The organism is Acinetobacter sp. TR11 (assembly GCF_027105035.1).
GTDB lineage: Bacteria > Pseudomonadota > Gammaproteobacteria > Pseudomonadales > Moraxellaceae > Acinetobacter.
On record NZ_CP114256.1, the window covers coordinates 1,689,484 to 1,706,120 of the forward strand.

The 16,637-nt window shown below is 36.9% G+C and carries 21 protein-coding genes; 5 read left to right on the forward strand and 16 right to left on the reverse strand.

Annotation, left to right across the window (positions count from 1 at the left end):
- Positions 1 to 83: 83 nt before the first annotated feature.
- Positions 84 to 608, reverse strand: coding sequence for a helix-turn-helix domain-containing protein (locus O1450_RS08160; RefSeq protein ID WP_269228039.1), 525 nt, complete (start codon positions 606 to 608; stop codon positions 84 to 86).
- Positions 609 to 644: 36 nt separating this feature from the next.
- Positions 645 to 878, reverse strand: coding sequence for a hypothetical protein (locus tag O1450_RS08165; RefSeq protein WP_269228040.1), 234 nt, complete (start codon positions 876 to 878; stop codon positions 645 to 647).
- Here O1450_RS08165 and O1450_RS08170 point away from each other — a divergent pair.
- Together O1450_RS08170 and O1450_RS08175 are read left to right on the forward strand one after the other, a co-directional pair.
- The gene (locus O1450_RS08170; protein ID WP_269228041.1) at positions 867 to 1,367 is read left to right on the forward strand and encodes a hypothetical protein; all 501 of its coding nucleotides are present in this window, start codon (positions 867 to 869) and stop codon (positions 1,365 to 1,367) included. The two genes, O1450_RS08165 and O1450_RS08170, sit on opposite strands and share 12 nt — an antisense overlap.
- A gap of 86 nt (positions 1,368 to 1,453) precedes the next feature.
- Complete coding sequence (locus O1450_RS08175) at positions 1,454 to 1,927, forward strand: hypothetical protein (RefSeq protein ID WP_269228042.1); 474 nt, start codon at positions 1,454 to 1,456, stop codon at positions 1,925 to 1,927.
- A gap of 211 nt (positions 1,928 to 2,138) precedes the next feature.
- On the opposite strand, the gene O1450_RS08180 is transcribed toward O1450_RS08175, so the two are convergent.
- The 10 genes from O1450_RS08180 to O1450_RS08225 all read right to left on the reverse strand — a co-directional run bounded on the left by O1450_RS08180 (position 2,139) and on the right by O1450_RS08225 (position 9,767).
- A complete protein-coding gene (locus tag O1450_RS08180) occupies positions 2,139 to 2,549 on the reverse strand; it encodes a DUF6691 family protein (RefSeq protein WP_269228043.1) in 411 nt (136 codons plus the stop codon).
- Positions 2,546 to 2,965, reverse strand: coding sequence for a YeeE/YedE family protein (locus O1450_RS08185; protein WP_269228044.1), 420 nt, complete (start codon positions 2,963 to 2,965; stop codon positions 2,546 to 2,548). Before O1450_RS08185 ends, O1450_RS08180 begins: the two co-directional genes overlap by 4 nt.
- A 79-nt stretch (positions 2,966 to 3,044) precedes the next feature.
- On the reverse strand, positions 3,045 to 3,797 hold the full coding sequence (locus O1450_RS08190; RefSeq protein ID WP_269228045.1) for a zeta toxin family protein: 753 nt from the start codon (positions 3,795 to 3,797) through the stop codon (positions 3,045 to 3,047).
- Positions 3,798 to 3,801: 4 nt separating this feature from the next.
- Positions 3,802 to 4,056 carry a hypothetical protein gene (locus tag O1450_RS08195; protein ID WP_269228046.1) on the reverse strand — a complete coding sequence of 85 codons (255 nt, stop codon included), beginning with the start codon at positions 4,054 to 4,056 and terminating at the stop codon, positions 3,802 to 3,804.
- A gap of 78 nt (positions 4,057 to 4,134) precedes the next feature.
- Positions 4,135 to 4,611, reverse strand: coding sequence for a DUF6438 domain-containing protein (locus tag O1450_RS08200; protein ID WP_269228047.1), 477 nt, complete (start codon positions 4,609 to 4,611; stop codon positions 4,135 to 4,137).
- Positions 4,612 to 4,726: 115 nt separating this feature from the next.
- Positions 4,727 to 5,431, reverse strand: coding sequence for a 2-C-methyl-D-erythritol 4-phosphate cytidylyltransferase (ispD, locus tag O1450_RS08205; RefSeq protein ID WP_269228048.1), 705 nt, complete (start codon positions 5,429 to 5,431; stop codon positions 4,727 to 4,729).
- Positions 5,415 to 5,786, reverse strand: a complete 372-nt coding sequence (gene ftsB, locus O1450_RS08210) for a cell division protein FtsB (protein WP_004662248.1) — start codon at positions 5,784 to 5,786, stop codon at positions 5,415 to 5,417. Before ftsB ends, ispD begins: the two co-directional genes overlap by 17 nt.
- Positions 5,787 to 5,910: 124 nt before the next feature.
- Entirely contained in the window at positions 5,911 to 7,200 is a 1,290-nt protein-coding gene (gene eno, locus O1450_RS08215; protein WP_269228049.1) for a phosphopyruvate hydratase, read from the reverse strand.
- 44 nt (positions 7,201 to 7,244) lie between these two features.
- Positions 7,245 to 8,102 (reverse strand): 3-deoxy-8-phosphooctulonate synthase, encoded by an 858-nt coding sequence (gene kdsA / locus O1450_RS08220; RefSeq protein ID WP_004653722.1) that lies wholly within the window; start codon positions 8,100 to 8,102, stop codon positions 7,245 to 7,247.
- A gap of 33 nt (positions 8,103 to 8,135) precedes the next feature.
- The gene (locus O1450_RS08225) at positions 8,136 to 9,767 is read right to left on the reverse strand and encodes a CTP synthase (protein WP_005216362.1); all 1,632 of its coding nucleotides are present in this window, start codon (positions 9,765 to 9,767) and stop codon (positions 8,136 to 8,138) included.
- Positions 9,768 to 10,138: 371 nt separating this feature from the next.
- Between O1450_RS08225 and O1450_RS08230 the strand changes: the two genes are divergently transcribed.
- Positions 10,139 to 10,585 carry an internalin gene (locus O1450_RS08230; RefSeq protein ID WP_269228050.1) on the forward strand — a complete coding sequence of 149 codons (447 nt, stop codon included), beginning with the start codon at positions 10,139 to 10,141 and terminating at the stop codon, positions 10,583 to 10,585.
- A 66-nt stretch (positions 10,586 to 10,651) separates the two neighbouring features.
- On the opposite strand, the gene O1450_RS08235 is transcribed toward O1450_RS08230, so the two are convergent.
- From O1450_RS08235 to O1450_RS08250, 4 genes are all read right to left on the reverse strand, one after another.
- On the reverse strand, positions 10,652 to 11,740 hold the full coding sequence (locus tag O1450_RS08235) for a YheT family hydrolase (RefSeq protein ID WP_269230444.1): 1,089 nt from the start codon (positions 11,738 to 11,740) through the stop codon (positions 10,652 to 10,654).
- 19 nt (positions 11,741 to 11,759) lie between these two features.
- Complete coding sequence (locus O1450_RS08240; protein WP_269228051.1) at positions 11,760 to 12,479, reverse strand: SGNH/GDSL hydrolase family protein; 720 nt, start codon at positions 12,477 to 12,479, stop codon at positions 11,760 to 11,762.
- A gap of 30 nt (positions 12,480 to 12,509) precedes the next feature.
- Positions 12,510 to 12,926 (reverse strand): nuclear transport factor 2 family protein, encoded by a 417-nt coding sequence (locus O1450_RS08245; protein WP_269228052.1) that lies wholly within the window; start codon positions 12,924 to 12,926, stop codon positions 12,510 to 12,512.
- Positions 12,927 to 12,998: 72 nt separating this feature from the next.
- Positions 12,999 to 15,023, reverse strand: a complete 2,025-nt coding sequence (locus O1450_RS08250) for an NADPH-dependent 2,4-dienoyl-CoA reductase (protein ID WP_269228053.1) — start codon at positions 15,021 to 15,023, stop codon at positions 12,999 to 13,001.
- A 124-nt stretch (positions 15,024 to 15,147) separates the two neighbouring features.
- On the opposite strand from O1450_RS08250, the gene O1450_RS08255 reads away from it, so the two are divergent.
- Together O1450_RS08255 and O1450_RS08260 are read left to right on the forward strand one after the other, a co-directional pair.
- Entirely contained in the window at positions 15,148 to 15,708 is a 561-nt protein-coding gene (locus O1450_RS08255) for a PadR family transcriptional regulator (RefSeq protein WP_269230445.1), read from the forward strand.
- A complete protein-coding gene (locus tag O1450_RS08260; protein ID WP_269228054.1) occupies positions 15,708 to 16,628 on the forward strand; it encodes an alpha/beta fold hydrolase in 921 nt (306 codons plus the stop codon). The genes O1450_RS08255 and O1450_RS08260 overlap by 1 nt, the downstream gene beginning before the upstream one ends.
- Positions 16,629 to 16,637: the final 9 nt, after the last annotated feature.

Consider the following 16,637-nt stretch of genomic DNA (forward strand, 5'->3'; position numbering starts at 1 on the left):
CTCTGACATTTTCAATATATAAACGGTGCAATATAAGTTGCACCATTTAAAAATAAGCTTATAGAAAAATTAAAGTAGACATCTCAGTTATAAATTTTGATATTTTTTTGATAAATCGTTGGCGCAATACCAACAAAAAACTTAAATGAGCGAGAAAAATTAGAAGCAGATGCGTAACCTAACTCCTCTGCTATTTCAATCATACTTTTATTAGAAGAAGTCAACATCTGTTTAGCTTTATCAATAATGACCGTGTTTTTTAATTCCTGATATGAGGTCTCCTTCTCTTTTAAATTCCGTTGCAGTGTTTTACTTGAAATATTCAATAATTTTGCACAGTCTTCTAGGCTCGGAATTTCAGAAGAGTTTAAAAAGAGTTGTTTGAGCCAAACGACCAGATCAATATTATTCTTAATCTCATATATTTGTTCCTGACACTTTAGTTCGATCGCTTTACGCGTACCTTCATCAGCTAGACGTAATTTTTGTTTAATCAGTTTTTCACTCAATTGCACTCTAAGGCTCGGTTTTTTCAAAGTATTAAAGTGAAATTTAACTTTGCTTAGATGCGCATAGCGATAGCCATGTAACGGCTCATTGATGGACATGAAAATATGATATGGCACAACCTATTCTCAACCAACTCATGAATCGTACAGCAAAGCGACTGCAATTGCTTCCAGATGAAAGTTTAGAGATAAAGTATCTATTTGAATCACAGGCTCACAAATCAACTCCATTGATTGATCGGTATGATAAAAATATGAAAGTTTAAAACTAGGAATAATCAAAGAAAAATACTTCGAAATATAAATTAAGGCTTGCTCTAAGTTTTCACTGGTTAGAATCGCATAGCCAACCAAACTATGCGAACTCACTGGGGACTTTATGTCGTTTGGGCAATTCTCAGTATTACTGGTCTTTATTTTGCCTATATACAAGATTGGCAAATGCAGGAGCCCACTGAGTGGACTGTAAATATACTCAAATTGCATGGTATCTCTGCTGCATTTATGCTGTTATTTGTCGGATCTCTATTATCTTTGCATGTCCGACTTTCATTAAACAGAAAAAGAAATATGATAAGTGGATTAATGATCCTCTCTTGTATGTTTATCTTAATCTTCTCAGGAATAGGATTATATTACAGCCCAGAAGATTGGCATGAGAATATGATTTGGGTACATATTTGGCTTGGTATTATCTGTTTTCTACTACTCCCAGCTCATATCTTTATTGGTTATTTTCTAAGAAAGAAAATGCCTAAGAAAAAAATAAGCACCATCATTTATAATATTTTTCGTGAAATAAACTTTTACACTACTTCGAATATAGTCAGTTATGTGAATAATATTTTATTTGCATAATTGATTTTAGATTTGGGCAAAATTAACATATACGCAACCCATAAATGATAATAAAATTAATTCTCATTTATACTTATAGACACATCATGCTCATTCTCGTTGATATCGTCGACATCCTTGAAATTCAACCAAAAACACTGATAAAAGTATTTCATTTAATAGGCTTAGCTTTCGGGCTTGGTGGTGCTATTTTATTAGATTTGCTTGCAATACGATTCTTGGTAAAACAAAAGATTAGCCAAGAATTTTATGAAATATTTAAACATAGTAGTCAAGTCATATTTTGGGGGCTATGTTTATTGTGGTTATCAGGAATCGCTTATCTTCTCTATTATTATATTGCTGACTACCATAGCCTTTCAAATCAAAAAGTTTGGGCAAAACTATTTATTGTTGTTGTTCTTAGTATTAATGGATGGTGGATACACCACCGCATTCTCCCTCTAATAAAAAATAATATCAATCAATACTTATTCAAATCCCTGAGCTTAAATCAACTTAGACTTCTATTGTCTAGTTCAGTTATTTCGATTTTATCATGGAGAATTCCATTATTATAAGGGGCATGCAAAGAACTCAATTTCTGTATAAGCGCTCTTACGATTCTATTCATATATTTTAGCTTACTCATTTTTGGACTTGTTATTGCTTGCTCTATACCACGATATCTTCATAGTTTCAAATAATATCCTATTATATAAAAACAAGGCACATCATAACCTTATGTGCCTTATATTATTTACACAAATACAATAACAATCAAAAAAACGATTAGTTTTTAGCCCACAAACGATGTACAAACATACCTAATAGCATCGCACCAATAAAATACCAAGCTTGTGAATAACCCAATCCAATCAATGTAATTGCTGGTGCTGGACAGATTCCTGCAATCCCCCAACCGACTCCAAAAAGGCTCGAACCAACAATTAACTTTTTATCAATGTGGGTATTCATGGGTAATGATATTTCTTCTCCAAAGATCGTTTTCGGATTTCGAATCGCTTTTTGGAATGGAATAATTGCCACAATGATTGCACCCATCATCACGAACATTAAACTTATATCCCATTGTCCAAAAATGTCTAAGAAACCCAAAACTTTCTCAGGATTAGACATCCCTGAAACCAGCAAGCCTAATGCAAATAAGCTACCAAAAATGAAAGCAAGTATATTTTTCATGGCGTAACTCCAATGATATGGCGAATAACATATACAGTTACCATTCCAGCTAACATGAATGTAACTGTCGCAATCATAGAACGTATGGATAAACGACTAATTCCACAGATTCCATGTCCACTGGTACAGCCAGAACCTAAACGAGTACCAAAGCCAACCAAAAGACCTGCGATAACCAACCCAATCGGAGAGGATTCAATAACAATTTCTGGTTTTACAAAGATCTGATAAATGAACGGTGTCACGAATAGTCCAAGTAAGAACCACAAAGCCGAACTACGAACTAAAAGCTTTGGTTGTAACACTTGTGCAAGCAGACCACTGATGCCTGTAATACGACCATTGACATATAAATAGCCAACAACGGCAAGTCCTAAAATTCCACCACCGATCAAAGCTGAGATGATGCTCGACATGATTTATCCAAAGGATATATTATATATTTTTATATTATATTATTTAATATAATAATTAAAGCCTTTTTTCGCCTATTTTTCACTCAAATTCGGTTAATACTTTTTCTACAAACCAAATTGGAAAATCTGTGACGACAGGATTCAGTTTTAGCAATTCTGCTTGCTCAATCTCAGCGAGAAAAGCCGCTTTTTCGCCATTAGAAGAATTATCAAAGATAAAAGTGCGATCCGTCATTTCTACAGCCTGCATGAGTAAATCCATACTGCGATAGTAACGATCACGAATTTTTTGCTCAGGTACAGGATGCCCTCCCGTAGTCACTCGATATTGAACTCTTGCAATATTAATTTCAGGGTCAACGGTAGAAACATAATACAAGTATGTTTTAAAACCTTGTTTCTGAGCAGCTTTTAAAAATTCAACTTTACTTATATGTGACATAACAGTCTCAAAAGTAAAACTTATTTTTAATTTCAAAAATTCTAGTCGAATAAAATCAATAATGCGTGCTGCAAGGTACGAATCCACATCTGCTTTTACAAAAAGAATTTTATTTTCTGCTAGCAACTCAGGTTCTTGGCTTAATAAAGGGTGAATCTGTTGATCTATTTGCTTATTTTTAGTTTTTAAAAATTCAACCAGTTTTATACGATCCAAGGACTCATGATAAGTATTTAAATCCAAAATTTGGGTTTGATTTAGAATTTTTTCGAGTTCATCTGCATTTAAATATGCCCCAATATGTCGGGGCAATAAATAATCTTTAATCGTACTTTTCCCAGAACCATTTGGGCCCGCAAACATACGAATTCTAGGCTTAAGTTGTCGCATTAACTTATACAATAGCCTGCTTTTTTTTACGTTTTAGTACATGATGTTGCGCTGAAATAGACGTATAAGCTGTTGATATATCTTTAATCACACTAATCTCACCTGTTGGTAATTGCTTTAATAGCTGATGATTTTTGGCATATACCACAGTTGAAGACTGGCTCGCATGTTTAAAAGCATTGCGGAATGCTTGTACAGCAAGATCAGGAAGATGATCCTCTTCTTGGATACTCATATTCATGATTGTAAAAGCTGTCATTGATGACTCCTCCGCATGATTGCGCTTGTACTTATACTAACATAAATGCCAAATTTGTCTATTTTAGCAACAGCAAGTTTAATGTACTAAATCATCAATACCGATCAATTTCGGTAGTTTATCAATCAGTTTATTTAATTCCATATTTGCTGGTGAAATACAACCAGTATAGTGACTTAATTTCGTTATTGTTCCATTTGGTCGAATCCAAACAAAATATGCACTCGGTTGATCAGTTGCAGTTTGCTGACAACCAATTGTTTTAACGTTTGCACCTGTTTCTGGACGATAAGTTTTCAACTCCTGTTGTAATTTTTTATATACCGAAGGGTCTATTGTTAAAGTCTGAGTACCCGTCACTTTAGTATATTGCTTACCATTGAAATTCACTGTTCCAGAAGGTGAGATTTCTACCGAATAAATTGGACAAGCACCAAAACAAGGACTTGATGAATAACGTATCGTTTCCTGTACAGTGTTTGAAGTTTCTGATGGTGTAGAAGCACATCCTACTAAAGAAAAAGTAAAAAGACTTAAGATTAATAATTTTTTCATTTGTTAACCCATTATAAATTTTGTTTTTTTAATCTAACAAATCATCATTTTATTGTCATTCAGAATGATGTAAAAGTATAAAATAAAATCTACTTAGGCTATTTGAATCTAAAAATTAAAGCCGAATTTGTGATTGAAGAATTAATCGAGCCAATTCTAAATCATCGGTATAGGTAATTTTAATATTGTCTGAACGTCCTTGTACGACGTGTACAGGTTCATTTATATATTCCAAAGCGCTTGCTTCATCTGTAATTAGAATATTATCCAATAATGATTTTTCAATAGCTTTTCGTAAAATACCTAATTTAGCCATTTGCGGTGTTTGTGCTTGCCATAACAACGCACGACTTACTGTTTTTTCAATTTGATTTTGATTGAGTACTTGTTTAAGCGTATCACGGACTGGTATCGCTAAAATGTTACTTTGATCTGAGTCGATTGCCGATTTTACTAATTTTTCTAAGCATGCTGTTGTCACACATGGACGTGCAGCATCATGCACCAATACCCAATCATTTTCATCCGCAATATCAGATAAGTAAATTAATGCATTGAGCACAGAATTTACTCGTTCGACTCCACCTAAACAAAAATGTAATTTCTGTTTATGATCAAAAGAAAGTGTTCGAGCAAAATTATCATTCTCACCGATTGCAAGTACACAACCAGCTAAATCCAGTGTATTTAATCGATTAACGGTATGCTCAAGCACAGTACGATTTTGAATATATTGATATTGTTTTAATTCAGTTTTCGAAAAACGACTGCCAGAACCTGCGGCTGGAACAACAGCCCACAGCTTAGTCTGGGTTTTCATTTGTTGCTGCATCTATTTTTGCATTTGGATCAATATAAATCGGTTTATAATGGGTACTGATTGTGCTCATCTGCACAAAAGTTTCATTAGGTTTAACCAAACCTAAATCCAAACGTGCATGTTCTTCAATCGCTTCCGTTCCATTTTTCAAGTCGAAAACTTCGGCTGCTAAAATACGATTGCGCTCTTTAAGCTCCGTATTTACTTCTGCTTGTTGTTTAATCTGTTGAGTCAAGGCTTGATGAGGAAAATACCCTCCCTCACCTAGCCAAAATTGATACTGTAAACTTGTCACCAAAGCGATGACAAGCACTAGAATCAATTTACTCGAGGTCGATCGAAACATTTCTATCATGAAGAACTCCTACATCCTTCTTAAAGGAAGATTATCTGTAAATTCTATAGGATTATGAATTTGCAGAGTTTCTCTCTTTTGTAAAGAACGATGATCAGAAGTATTCAACATAGATTATTTGACCTTATTTTAGACCTTTGAATTCAGCTTTACCGCGGTAAGCTGCGTTCGTTAATTCTTCAATACGAAGTAATTGGTTATATTTCGCTACACGGTCAGAACGGCATAGTGAACCCGTCTTGATTTGACCTGCCGCTGTACCTACTGCCAAGTCAGCAATTGTAGAATCTTCAGTTTCACCAGAACGGTGTGAAATTACAGTGCTATAGCCATTCGCTTTAGCAAGGTAAATTGCATCTAAAGTTTCAGTCAATGTACCGATCTGGTTATATTTGATGAGAATAGAGTTACCTACTTTCTCATTGATACCACGTTGTAAAATCTTAGGATTGGTTACGAACAAATCATCGCCAACCAACTGGATTTTGTCACCAAGGATTGAGGTTAAGTAGCTCCAACCTTCCCAATCAGATTCATCTAGACCATCTTCAATCGAGATGATTGGGTATTGATTTACAAGACCAGCTAAATAATCAGAGAATTGATTGCTTGTGAATGCTTTATTGCCTTCACCTGCAAGGATGTACTGACCATTTTTGTAAAATTCTGAAGATGCACAGTCAAGTGCTAACATAATGTCAGAACCCGCTTTGTAACCCGTTTGACCAATCGCTTCAAGAATAACAGTGATTGCTTCTTCGTTTGAACGTAAGTTCGGTGCAAAACCACCTTCATCACCTACAGCAGTATTTAAACCCTTTTTGTTTAAAACTGATTTTAGAGAATGGAAGATTTCAGCACCCGCACGTAATGCTTCAGCGAATGAACCAAAGCCTACAGGCTCAATCATAAACTCTTGAATATCAACATTGTTATCTGCATGCGAACCACCATTGATGATGTTCATCATTGGTACAGGCATAGTCAAAATCGTTTGACCACGTAGGTCTGCGATGTATTGGAAAAGAGGAATTTTCTTTTCATCAGCAGCAGCACGTGCAGCAGCTAACGATACTGCTAAAGTTGCATTTGCACCCAATTTTTCTTTGTTTTCAGTACCATCAAGTTCGATCATCGTGTTATCGATGTCTTTTTGTTCAAATACTGATTTGCCGACTAAAGCATCACGGATAATCGTATTTACGTTATTAACTGCTGTACGAACACCTTTACCTAAGTAACGTGCTTTATCACCATCACGAAGTTCTAAGGCTTCACGAGAACCAGTCGAAGCACCAGATGGCGCACATGCACGACCAACAACGCCAGATTCTAAAATTACATCTGCTTCGATGGTTGGGTTACCACGAGAGTCCAAAATTTCACGTGCACGGATGTCAACGATTTGGCTCATGAACAATTCCTCTGTTGAATGAAAATAAGATGTAAACAATTACATCAGTGGGTATCTAACTTTTTGAATCCTTTAACTAAAGTATCCAATTCTTTTAATTGCGCCAAGAATGGCTCAAGCTGAGACAAACGCAAAGCACACGGTCCATCACATTTTGCGATTTCAGGTTCTGGATGTGCTTCCAAGAACAGACCCGCTAAACCTGTTGCCATACCTGCACGTGCTAAAGTCGTGATTTGAGCACGGCGACCACCAGCAGAGTCAGCACGTCCACCAGGCGTTTGTAGTGCATGCGTTACATCAAAGAATACGGGTACGTTCATTTCCTTCATGATGTCGAAGCCAAGCATATCCACAACTAAGTTGTTATAGCCAAATGCTGAACCACGTTCACAAAGAATGAGTTTATCGTTTCCAGCTTCCAAACACTTATGCAAAATATGGCGCATTTCGTGTGGTGCTAAGAATTGTGCTTTTTTGATATTGATAATGGCTTGAGTTTTTGCCATTGCTTCAACAAGATCAGTCTGGCGACTTAAGAAGGCTGGGAGTTGGATAATGTCTGCAACTTCAGCAACAGGCGCTGCTTGGTAAGGTTCATGAACGTCCGTGATAATGGGTACATTAAAATGTTTTTTAATGTCCGCAAGCCATTCAATCCCTTTTTCCAAACCCGGTCCACGATAAGAGTTTAGGCTTGAACGGTTTGCTTTATCAAAGCTTGCCTTAAATACATAAGGGATATCTAAGCGTTTGCAAATATCAACATAAGTTTCAGCAATTTCAAATGCTAAATCTTTTGACTCTAATACGTTCATTCCGCCAAATAATACAAATGGCAAATGATTTGCCATTTGTATATCGCCTAAACGTACAACTTCTTGTGGTTTTAATTGTGACATTCAAACTTTCCCAGTTTATTTAAAACTTAGTACTTACTTTTGATGCTGTTTTTTTGCAGCTTCAATGAAACCAGCAAATAATGGATGACCATCACGTGGCGAGCTTGTAAATTCTGGGTGGAATTGTACAGCAATAAACCAAGGATGTTCAGGAATTTCTACAGTTTCAACTAAATGTTGTACTGATGAATAACCTGAAATTTTCATGCCCGCTTGTTCAAGTGTAGGAATGAAACGATCATTCATTTCATAGCGATGACGGTGACGCTCTGTAATTTCAGCTTTACCATAGACTGCACGCGTTTTTGTGCCTTCAACCAATTCAGACTTTTGTGCGCCCAAACGCATCGTACCGCCAAGATCTGACTCAAGACTGCGTTGCTGTAATTCACCACGTTCATCTAACCATTCAGTGATTAAACCAATGAGTGGATACTTAGTTGAGCGATTAAATTCAGTTGAACTCGCTTCAGGCATACCTGCAACATTGCGTGCATACTCAATCACAGCTAACTGCATACCTAAACAAATACCAAGGAATGGAATCTTGTTTTCACGTGCGTATTGAATGGCTTTCATTTTGCCTTCAGTACCACGCTCACCGAAACCACCTGGTACTAAAATCGCATCAGCAGTGCTCAAAATACTCATATCTTGCTGTTCAAGGTCTTCAGCATTGACATAGTCAATCTGAACTTTAACGCGATTTTGAATACCTGCATGTAAAAGTGCTTCATTTACAGATTTATAAGCATCTGGTAATTCAACATATTTACCGACCATCGCAACACGAACTGTGTATTCAGGGTTCAATAATGCTTCTACCACATTATCCCAATCTTCAAGATTTGCTTCTGGAAGATCGTTGTAACCAAAACGCTCACAGATCAAATCGTCAACATTTTGTTCGTAGAATGTACGTGGAATTTGATAAATTGTTTTTGCATCTTTACAGACGACAACGGCACGCGCTTCAACATTGGTGAACAATGCAATTTTACGTTTAGTATCAACGTCAACATCATATTCAGTACGGCAGATTAAGATATCTGGCTGGATACCGATCGAAAGAAGTTCTTTAACTGAATGTTGAGTTGGCTTAGTTTTAAGTTCAGCAGCAGATTTGATATATGGCAATAATGTCAAGTGCATCAACATGGTACGTTTATGACCAAGCTCTACCATCAACTGACGTACTGATTCCATAAAAGGAAGTGATTCTATATCACCAACTGTACCACCAATCTCAACGATCGCAACGTCGTAACCTTCACCTGCGCGAAGTACACGTTCTTTAATATTATCTGTAATATGTGGAATAACTTGAACCGTGCCACCTAAGTAATCACCACGACGTTCTTTATTCAAAACGTCCTGATAGACACGACCACTGGTAAAGTTATTCAGTTTGGTCATTTTCGCACGACGTAAGAAACGTTCGTAATATCCCAAATCTAAGTCAGTTTCAGCACCATCCTCTGTGACGAAAACTTCACCGTGCTGAAATGGGCTCATGGTACCTGGATCGACATTAATGTATGGATCCATTTTTACCATAGTGACTTTCAAGCCACGAGCTTCCAAAAGTGCAGCAACAGAAGCAGCAGAAATACCTTTACCTAGTGATGAAACCACACCACCAGTGACAAAAATAAAATGGGTCATTGAGTTTCTCGTACAATCGAGCCGAAATCGGCCTACAATGTTGGGCAATTTTACTGTACTCTGCCCCTATAAAGCAAAGTCAAACCGCATCAATTCAAAGAACTATAAACAACTGACTATTCTATCAGCATTTTCGATAAAAATTTATGGGATTTGTGGATATTTCATCCATAAATTACGTTTAATGTTTAAAAACAACTTTGGATCAGAAATAAATTCACTCGAAGATTTTGACCATATTGCAATTTCAACAGATACACTGATGCAAGCATTTATAAAATATCAACAAACTCAATAAATCCTAGGGATTTTTTCATTTAATTTTACTGGTATAATCACTGGCATCTTTCATTCAATATGTAGCTTTAACAATGGCGAATAAAAAACTTTTAATTTGTGCTGCGCTTGCAACTGGTCTATTACTGACTGCTTGTGTCAAAAAAGAAGAGCCAAAAAATGAAGAACAATCAGAACAAACTTCTGAAGAACAAACGACTCAAGCAGCATCTCAACCACAACAAAACCAAGAATTTCAGCCTTTGGAAAGCGTAGATAAACCAGCAACGCCAGCTCCAGTGATTGAGATGAGTAGAGAAGAAACGCCAAATACAACTACAGAAATTCGTCGTGAAACTCGCCCAGCTCAAACAGCAGAAGAGACAACAACGGCACAAGCTGAACAACCAAAACCTGCGCAAACTGAACAGAAACCAGCAAAAGTTGAACAACCTAAAGCAGTCAAACCAGCTCCAGCACAAACTGAAGACGATGCAGTTGCGGCAGCGATTGCAGCAGCAACACCTGCATTAAATAATTAATTTATTTAATTCTCAAAAAGCCATGAGTCGTTATAGAGCGACTCGTGGTTTTTTATAGCTTAGAACTTAGGAATAGTGTTTAAAAAAGTCTGCCATCAGTCGTGATGCCCACGATTTCACTTCTAAACTTTCATAAAAACCACAGTGGCTTCCTTTTTTTGTGGTAACTACAGCAATATTTTCCATTTGCTGAATAACCTCTTTATAAGGCTCTAAATTTTTAATAGAACAAACAGGATCATCTTCTGCATTCAGCACCATCAATGGAATTTTAATATTCTCCAATACATAAATTGGATTAATTGCTTTACAGTAACTTTGATAATCGTCAAAACCTACCATCTCGAAATATTCTTTCTCAAAGGCTTCTAAGTTTGTTGTTGCTAATACCTTTTTCAGCGAAGCAACCTGATTCCAGGTATTTTCATAAGGGTAAATAAAGTATTTGAATAATTTTTTAGTCATCATTTTGCTATAAAAAGGATGTACATTTTTAAAGCCAATTTCAGTGTTATAACCTGGACACATTGCAAAAGCTGCTTTAAATGGTGTGTCGAGGCCTTGCTCGCCAAGATAACGCACTAAAAGTCCTGTTCCTGCTGACGAACCTACTGCATATAAATCGGATTCTGGAAAAAGAGTTTGAATATGGTTCAGTTGCTCTCGTAAATCGTCAGTCAAACCAAAAAGAGAAATACGAGGTACTGGCATAGGTAAACCTGCATGTCCACGGCGTAAACAAAGTGCAATCCGCCAACCCGTATATGCATGTAAGTCTTTAACAAGTTCACGCATACTTTCTGGCGTACCTGTAATCGTATGCATGATCACAATAGTTGGCGTTTCTGGCGGAAGATCATAGCCATACCATGCAATCGCTGTTACTCCACCATCTTGCATCGTAAGCTGATCAATACCATCATACTCAAGCTTGATCGTTTTCTTTTTAATCACATCAAAATATAGAAGATGGACATGGGTATTACTCAACCACGGTGTTGGGCGATACTTTTCCTTTAACTGAGGTAATTTTTCCAAAACATCTTTAATTTTCCCTTTCGGGTCATAATACATTTTAGGTTGCTCAGCACCAAGTACAGAATCAAGCAGCTCAGAGCCTAACACTTTAATTTTGTCTAAAGCAGATATACCCATATTCAATAAAAACCTCTATCTAACCACGAGTAAATGTTTGTCGCACCAATGTCGCGACCTGTTGCCCCCAAATAGCATAGATTTCTTTACTTGGATGAAAACCATCACTTGCCATGGATAAATTCATCGTCTGAAAATTTTTAATATCGTATTCAATAAATCTAAATTGTGGCTGTGGGGCTAACCACTGTTTTAATGTTTGATTCATTTGTTCTGCATATTGCCCAAATAACCATGCTAATGGATTGGGTAATGCAGGAAAATGCTGCATTGGCGGGACTCCAGACACAATAATCAATTTTGGCTGAAAATGATTTTGTATTTGAGTAAATAATTGTTTTTGTTGTTTTATCCAAGTTTTAGCTGAAATTAATTTAGTCACATCATTAACACCAACTGACGTAACGACGACATCATATTTTTTGGGTTCTAATTGCTGGATCGCTTGATAAACTTGTTTTGTTGTATCACCAGTTTTTGCATGCAATTTCCAGTGCAACAAATATTCCTTGTTTAATTCTGAAATAATCGCACCAGATAAAGCATCTTGCTGCGTCTCAACACCAACCCCAGCTGCTGCTGAATCACCTAAAATCAGTAAAGAGAGTGGCTGTCCTTGTCCAATAAGACCATCACGATCACCACTCGCTTCTAAAAGTCGTGGTGTGTTTTTACGAACCTTCACCCCCTGTATTACAAGTACAGGTAATAATGCAAAAGTTGAAAGTTTTAACCACATATTAATGATCTCAATACTACTTAGGCTATTTTACTGAGATGGGTTTGGTTGATATTGAGCAAATCGCGCACCCATTTTTTCTGCTAAAGCAGCCAAACCACTCATTGGACGAATCATCACTTCAAAATCAATGATTTTTCCCTGTGCATTAAAACGAACCATATCAATACCTTTAAGCGATTTTCCACTTACATTAGCACTGAACTCCAACACGACATTTTCACCATCTTCAGTGTAGAACTCACGGTGATAAGTAAAGTTTTCAAACACCTGAATCACATTCGTTAAAATGAAGAAAACTACATGTTTTCCCTCATAAGGCTTAAAAGCAACAGGTGAACGAAATACCACATCGTCAGCTAATAACTCATTTAAATTTGAAAGGTCACCTGTTTTGATCATCTGATGCCATTTTTCTAGCGCTTGCTTAGTTGTTTCGATTGTCATTGTAATTTCCTTATATTTTAGCTAATGAAGTTTGAGACATTCTCCTAACATAGAGAATGTCTCATCTTATACTTATAGAACTGCTGCTAACTCAGCACCTTGACGAATCGCACGTTTAGCGTCTAATTCACCAGCTTCCTTCGCACCACCGATCAAGTGAACATTTTTACCATCTGCTTTGAGTTGATCGAACATTGCTGTATATGATTCTTGACCAGCACAAATCACAACATTATCAACGTCTAAAACTGTGGTCTGACCATCTACGGTAATATGTAAACCTTGATCATCTACTTTGTCATAACTTGCACCAGCAATCATTTTCACATCGCGATGTTTTAGACCAGTACGATGAATCCAACCTGTCGTTTTACCTAATCCAGCACCGACAGCTGCTGTTTTGCGTTGTAATAGGTAAATCTCGCGTTCAGATTTTTCTAGCTCAGGTTGCTTTAAACCACCTACATGGGCATAGCTTGTATCAATACCCCACTCCGCATAGAATTTTTCAGGATTCAAACTACCACTATCACCTTCATGGGTTAAATACTCCGCTGTATCAAAGCCAATACCACCAGCACCAATAATCGCAACACGCTTACCGACTGGAACACGCTCTTTTAATACTTGGATGTAGCTCAATACTTTTGGATGATCAATACCTTCAAATTGTAATTGACGCGGTGTTACCCCTGTTGCAACAACAATCTCATCATAATTCGCTTGGCTGAGTTCTTCATAAGTCACGGTATGATTAAGTACCAGCTCAATATTTGGCTGTAACTCAATCTGACGTTTGAAATAGCGTAAAGTTTCGTAAAACTCTTCTTTACCAGGAATGGTCTTAGCAATATTAAACTGACCACCAATCTGATTATTTGAATCAAACACTTTAACTTTATGGCCACGACTCGCTGCATACGTTGCAAAACTTAGACCCGCTGGACCTGCGCCAATTACTGCAATATTTTTTACAGCGTTTGTTTCTTTAAAAATCAGCTCAGTTTCATAACATGCACGTGGATTGACTAAGCATGTTGCAATCTTCATCGAGAAAATATGATCTAAACATGCTTGGTTACAACCAATACACGTATTGATTTCATCACTACGACCTTCACTTGCTTTCAATACAAAATCTGCATCAGCCAACATTGGGCGAGCCATCGAAATCATATCTGCATGACCTGAAGCCAGTACATGTTCAGCCATTTCAGGTGTATTGATACGGTTCGATGTGATTAACGGAATTGAAACTGAGCCTTTTAGCTTTTCAGTTACCCATGTAAATGCAGCACGCGGTACTTTGGTTGCAATCGTTGGAATACGCGCTTCGTGCCAACCAATCCCTGTATTGATAATTGTTGCACCTGCTTTTTCAATTTCTTTAGCAAGTTGTACAACTTCTTCTAAACTTGAACCACCTTCGACTAAATCAAGCATCGATAAGCGATAAATAATAATAAAGTTTTCGCCAACTAAGTCACGAGTACGTTTAACGATTTCAATAGGAAAGCGGATACGATTTTCATAACTACCGCCCCATTCGTCATCACGGTGGTTGGTACGAGCAGCAATGAATTCATTGATCAAGTAACCTTCTGAACCCATGATTTCAACGCCATCGTAACCTGCATATTGTGCAAGCTTGGCACAGTTTGCAAAGTCATCAATCGTTTGTTGAACTTCTGCTGAACTGAGGGCTTTTGGTTTAATCGGGTTGATTGGTGCTTGAATAGCAGATGGCGCAACATTATTTGCTTGATACGAATAACGTCCTGTATGCAAAATTTGCATCGCAATTTTACCACCAGCTTCATGCACAGCTTGAGTAACAACTTTATGTTTTTCAGCTTCTTCGACTGTATCTAATTTTGTACCATGCGCAAATACAACACCATCATCATTTGGAGAAACACCGCCAGTTACAATCAGACTTACACCACCTTTGGCACGTTCTGCATAAAATGCAGCCATACGTTCATAGCCTTGAGGTGCTTCCTCTAAACCAATATGCATAGAGCCCATAAGCACACGGTTCTTTAATGTAGTAAAACCCAAGTCAAGTGGTTGTAATAAATGTGGATAAGCTGACATGTTTTCTCCTTTGGCTAGCAATCTGCTTGCTAATGCAACTTGTTGCATAAAGTTATAAACAAGATTTGATTTTTATGCAACATATTGCATAATTCTGATGAGTCATTTTTTATTACGGATCATCATGTCACTTGCCCATGTTTTATTGACGAGCTTATTAGAGAAACCAAGTACAGGTTTTGATTTAGCTCGTCGTTTTGACCGTTCAATGGGCTTCTTTTGGAACGCGACTCATCAGCAAATTTACCGCGAACTCAATGGAATGCTGAAAAAAGGATGGATTTCTACATTAGAAGAACAAGCTGCCAATAGCCGTAAAAAAACTTATCAAGTTGAACAACTTGGAAGAATACAACTTGCGTCATGGATTGAACAACAAAGCGAACCAGCTCAACTCCGTGATGACCTCATGGTCAGATTAAGAGCAGAAGCACAACTTGGCGGCAATAATATTTTGCCTGAACTTGAACGGCATCTAGAACTCCATAAAGAAAAACTTAGTCTTTATCAAACAATCCATGACAAAGACTTTAAAAATAATGAACCTACTAATCGTATCTTATTTATTCATAAAATGATTCTGGAACTTGGTATCATTAAAGAAATCGAATGGATAAGATGGTTAGAAAAAATGATTCCTGAGCTTAAAAAGTTTGAACAAACAAACGAAATTGGAGAAAAATAATGCCATTTTATACCATGTCTGACCAAGAAAAATTATTTGTGCGTCGTGTGGGTGAAGGTGAACCTGTACTCGTACTCTCAGGACTAGGTATGCAAAGTTGGCAATGGCTTCCTTTTTTATTTGCGAGTCGCAAAAAATACGAATTTATTATTCCAGATTGGCGTGGTTTTGGTGGTTCAAAAGATTGTGCTATACCAAATACTGACGCCATTTCGAGTCATTGGAATGATATAGATGCACTTATTCAACAACTTAAATTAGACCAATTTATCCTGATGGGTTATTCCATGGGGGCAACAACTGCAATGCATGGTATGAAACATGGCGATTTAGGGTCAAAGCTCAAAGCCTATTTACATATCGATCAAACGCCTAAAATTTCTGTAGATGACTCTTGGCAATATGGGTTGTTTGGACAAAAACAATCACGTTTTAAAAATTTACTACTCGATATTCAAACACTATTATTAGAAAATAAATTTGCGGCAAAACTCGAAGATTTACCAAATGATATCCGTTATAGACTTGTAAGTTTATGGAGCGATTTTATTGAGTTTCAAGGTAGCAATAATTTTAGCCCTAAAGTGGTTAGACTTGCATTAAATCGTCCAGTGTTACAAAAATATTTATTACCCATCCAACGTTTAGATTATTTGCTTTGGTATGTAGAAAATTATTTAAATCATGATGAAGATTATAGACAAGCACTTAGTCAATTGAATTGCCCAACCACATTCTTTATTGGACGTGCATCGAGTCTCTATCCAGAAGCTGGACAAACGCTCGTTGCCCAAAGTCTATCGAATGCCAAAGCCATTTATTTTGAACGTTCTGGACATACACCATTGATTACAGAACCAAGGAAATTTAGCAAAGAAATAGCACGCTTTCTTGCGGAACAAACCACTCAAGCAGCCTAATCAATAATA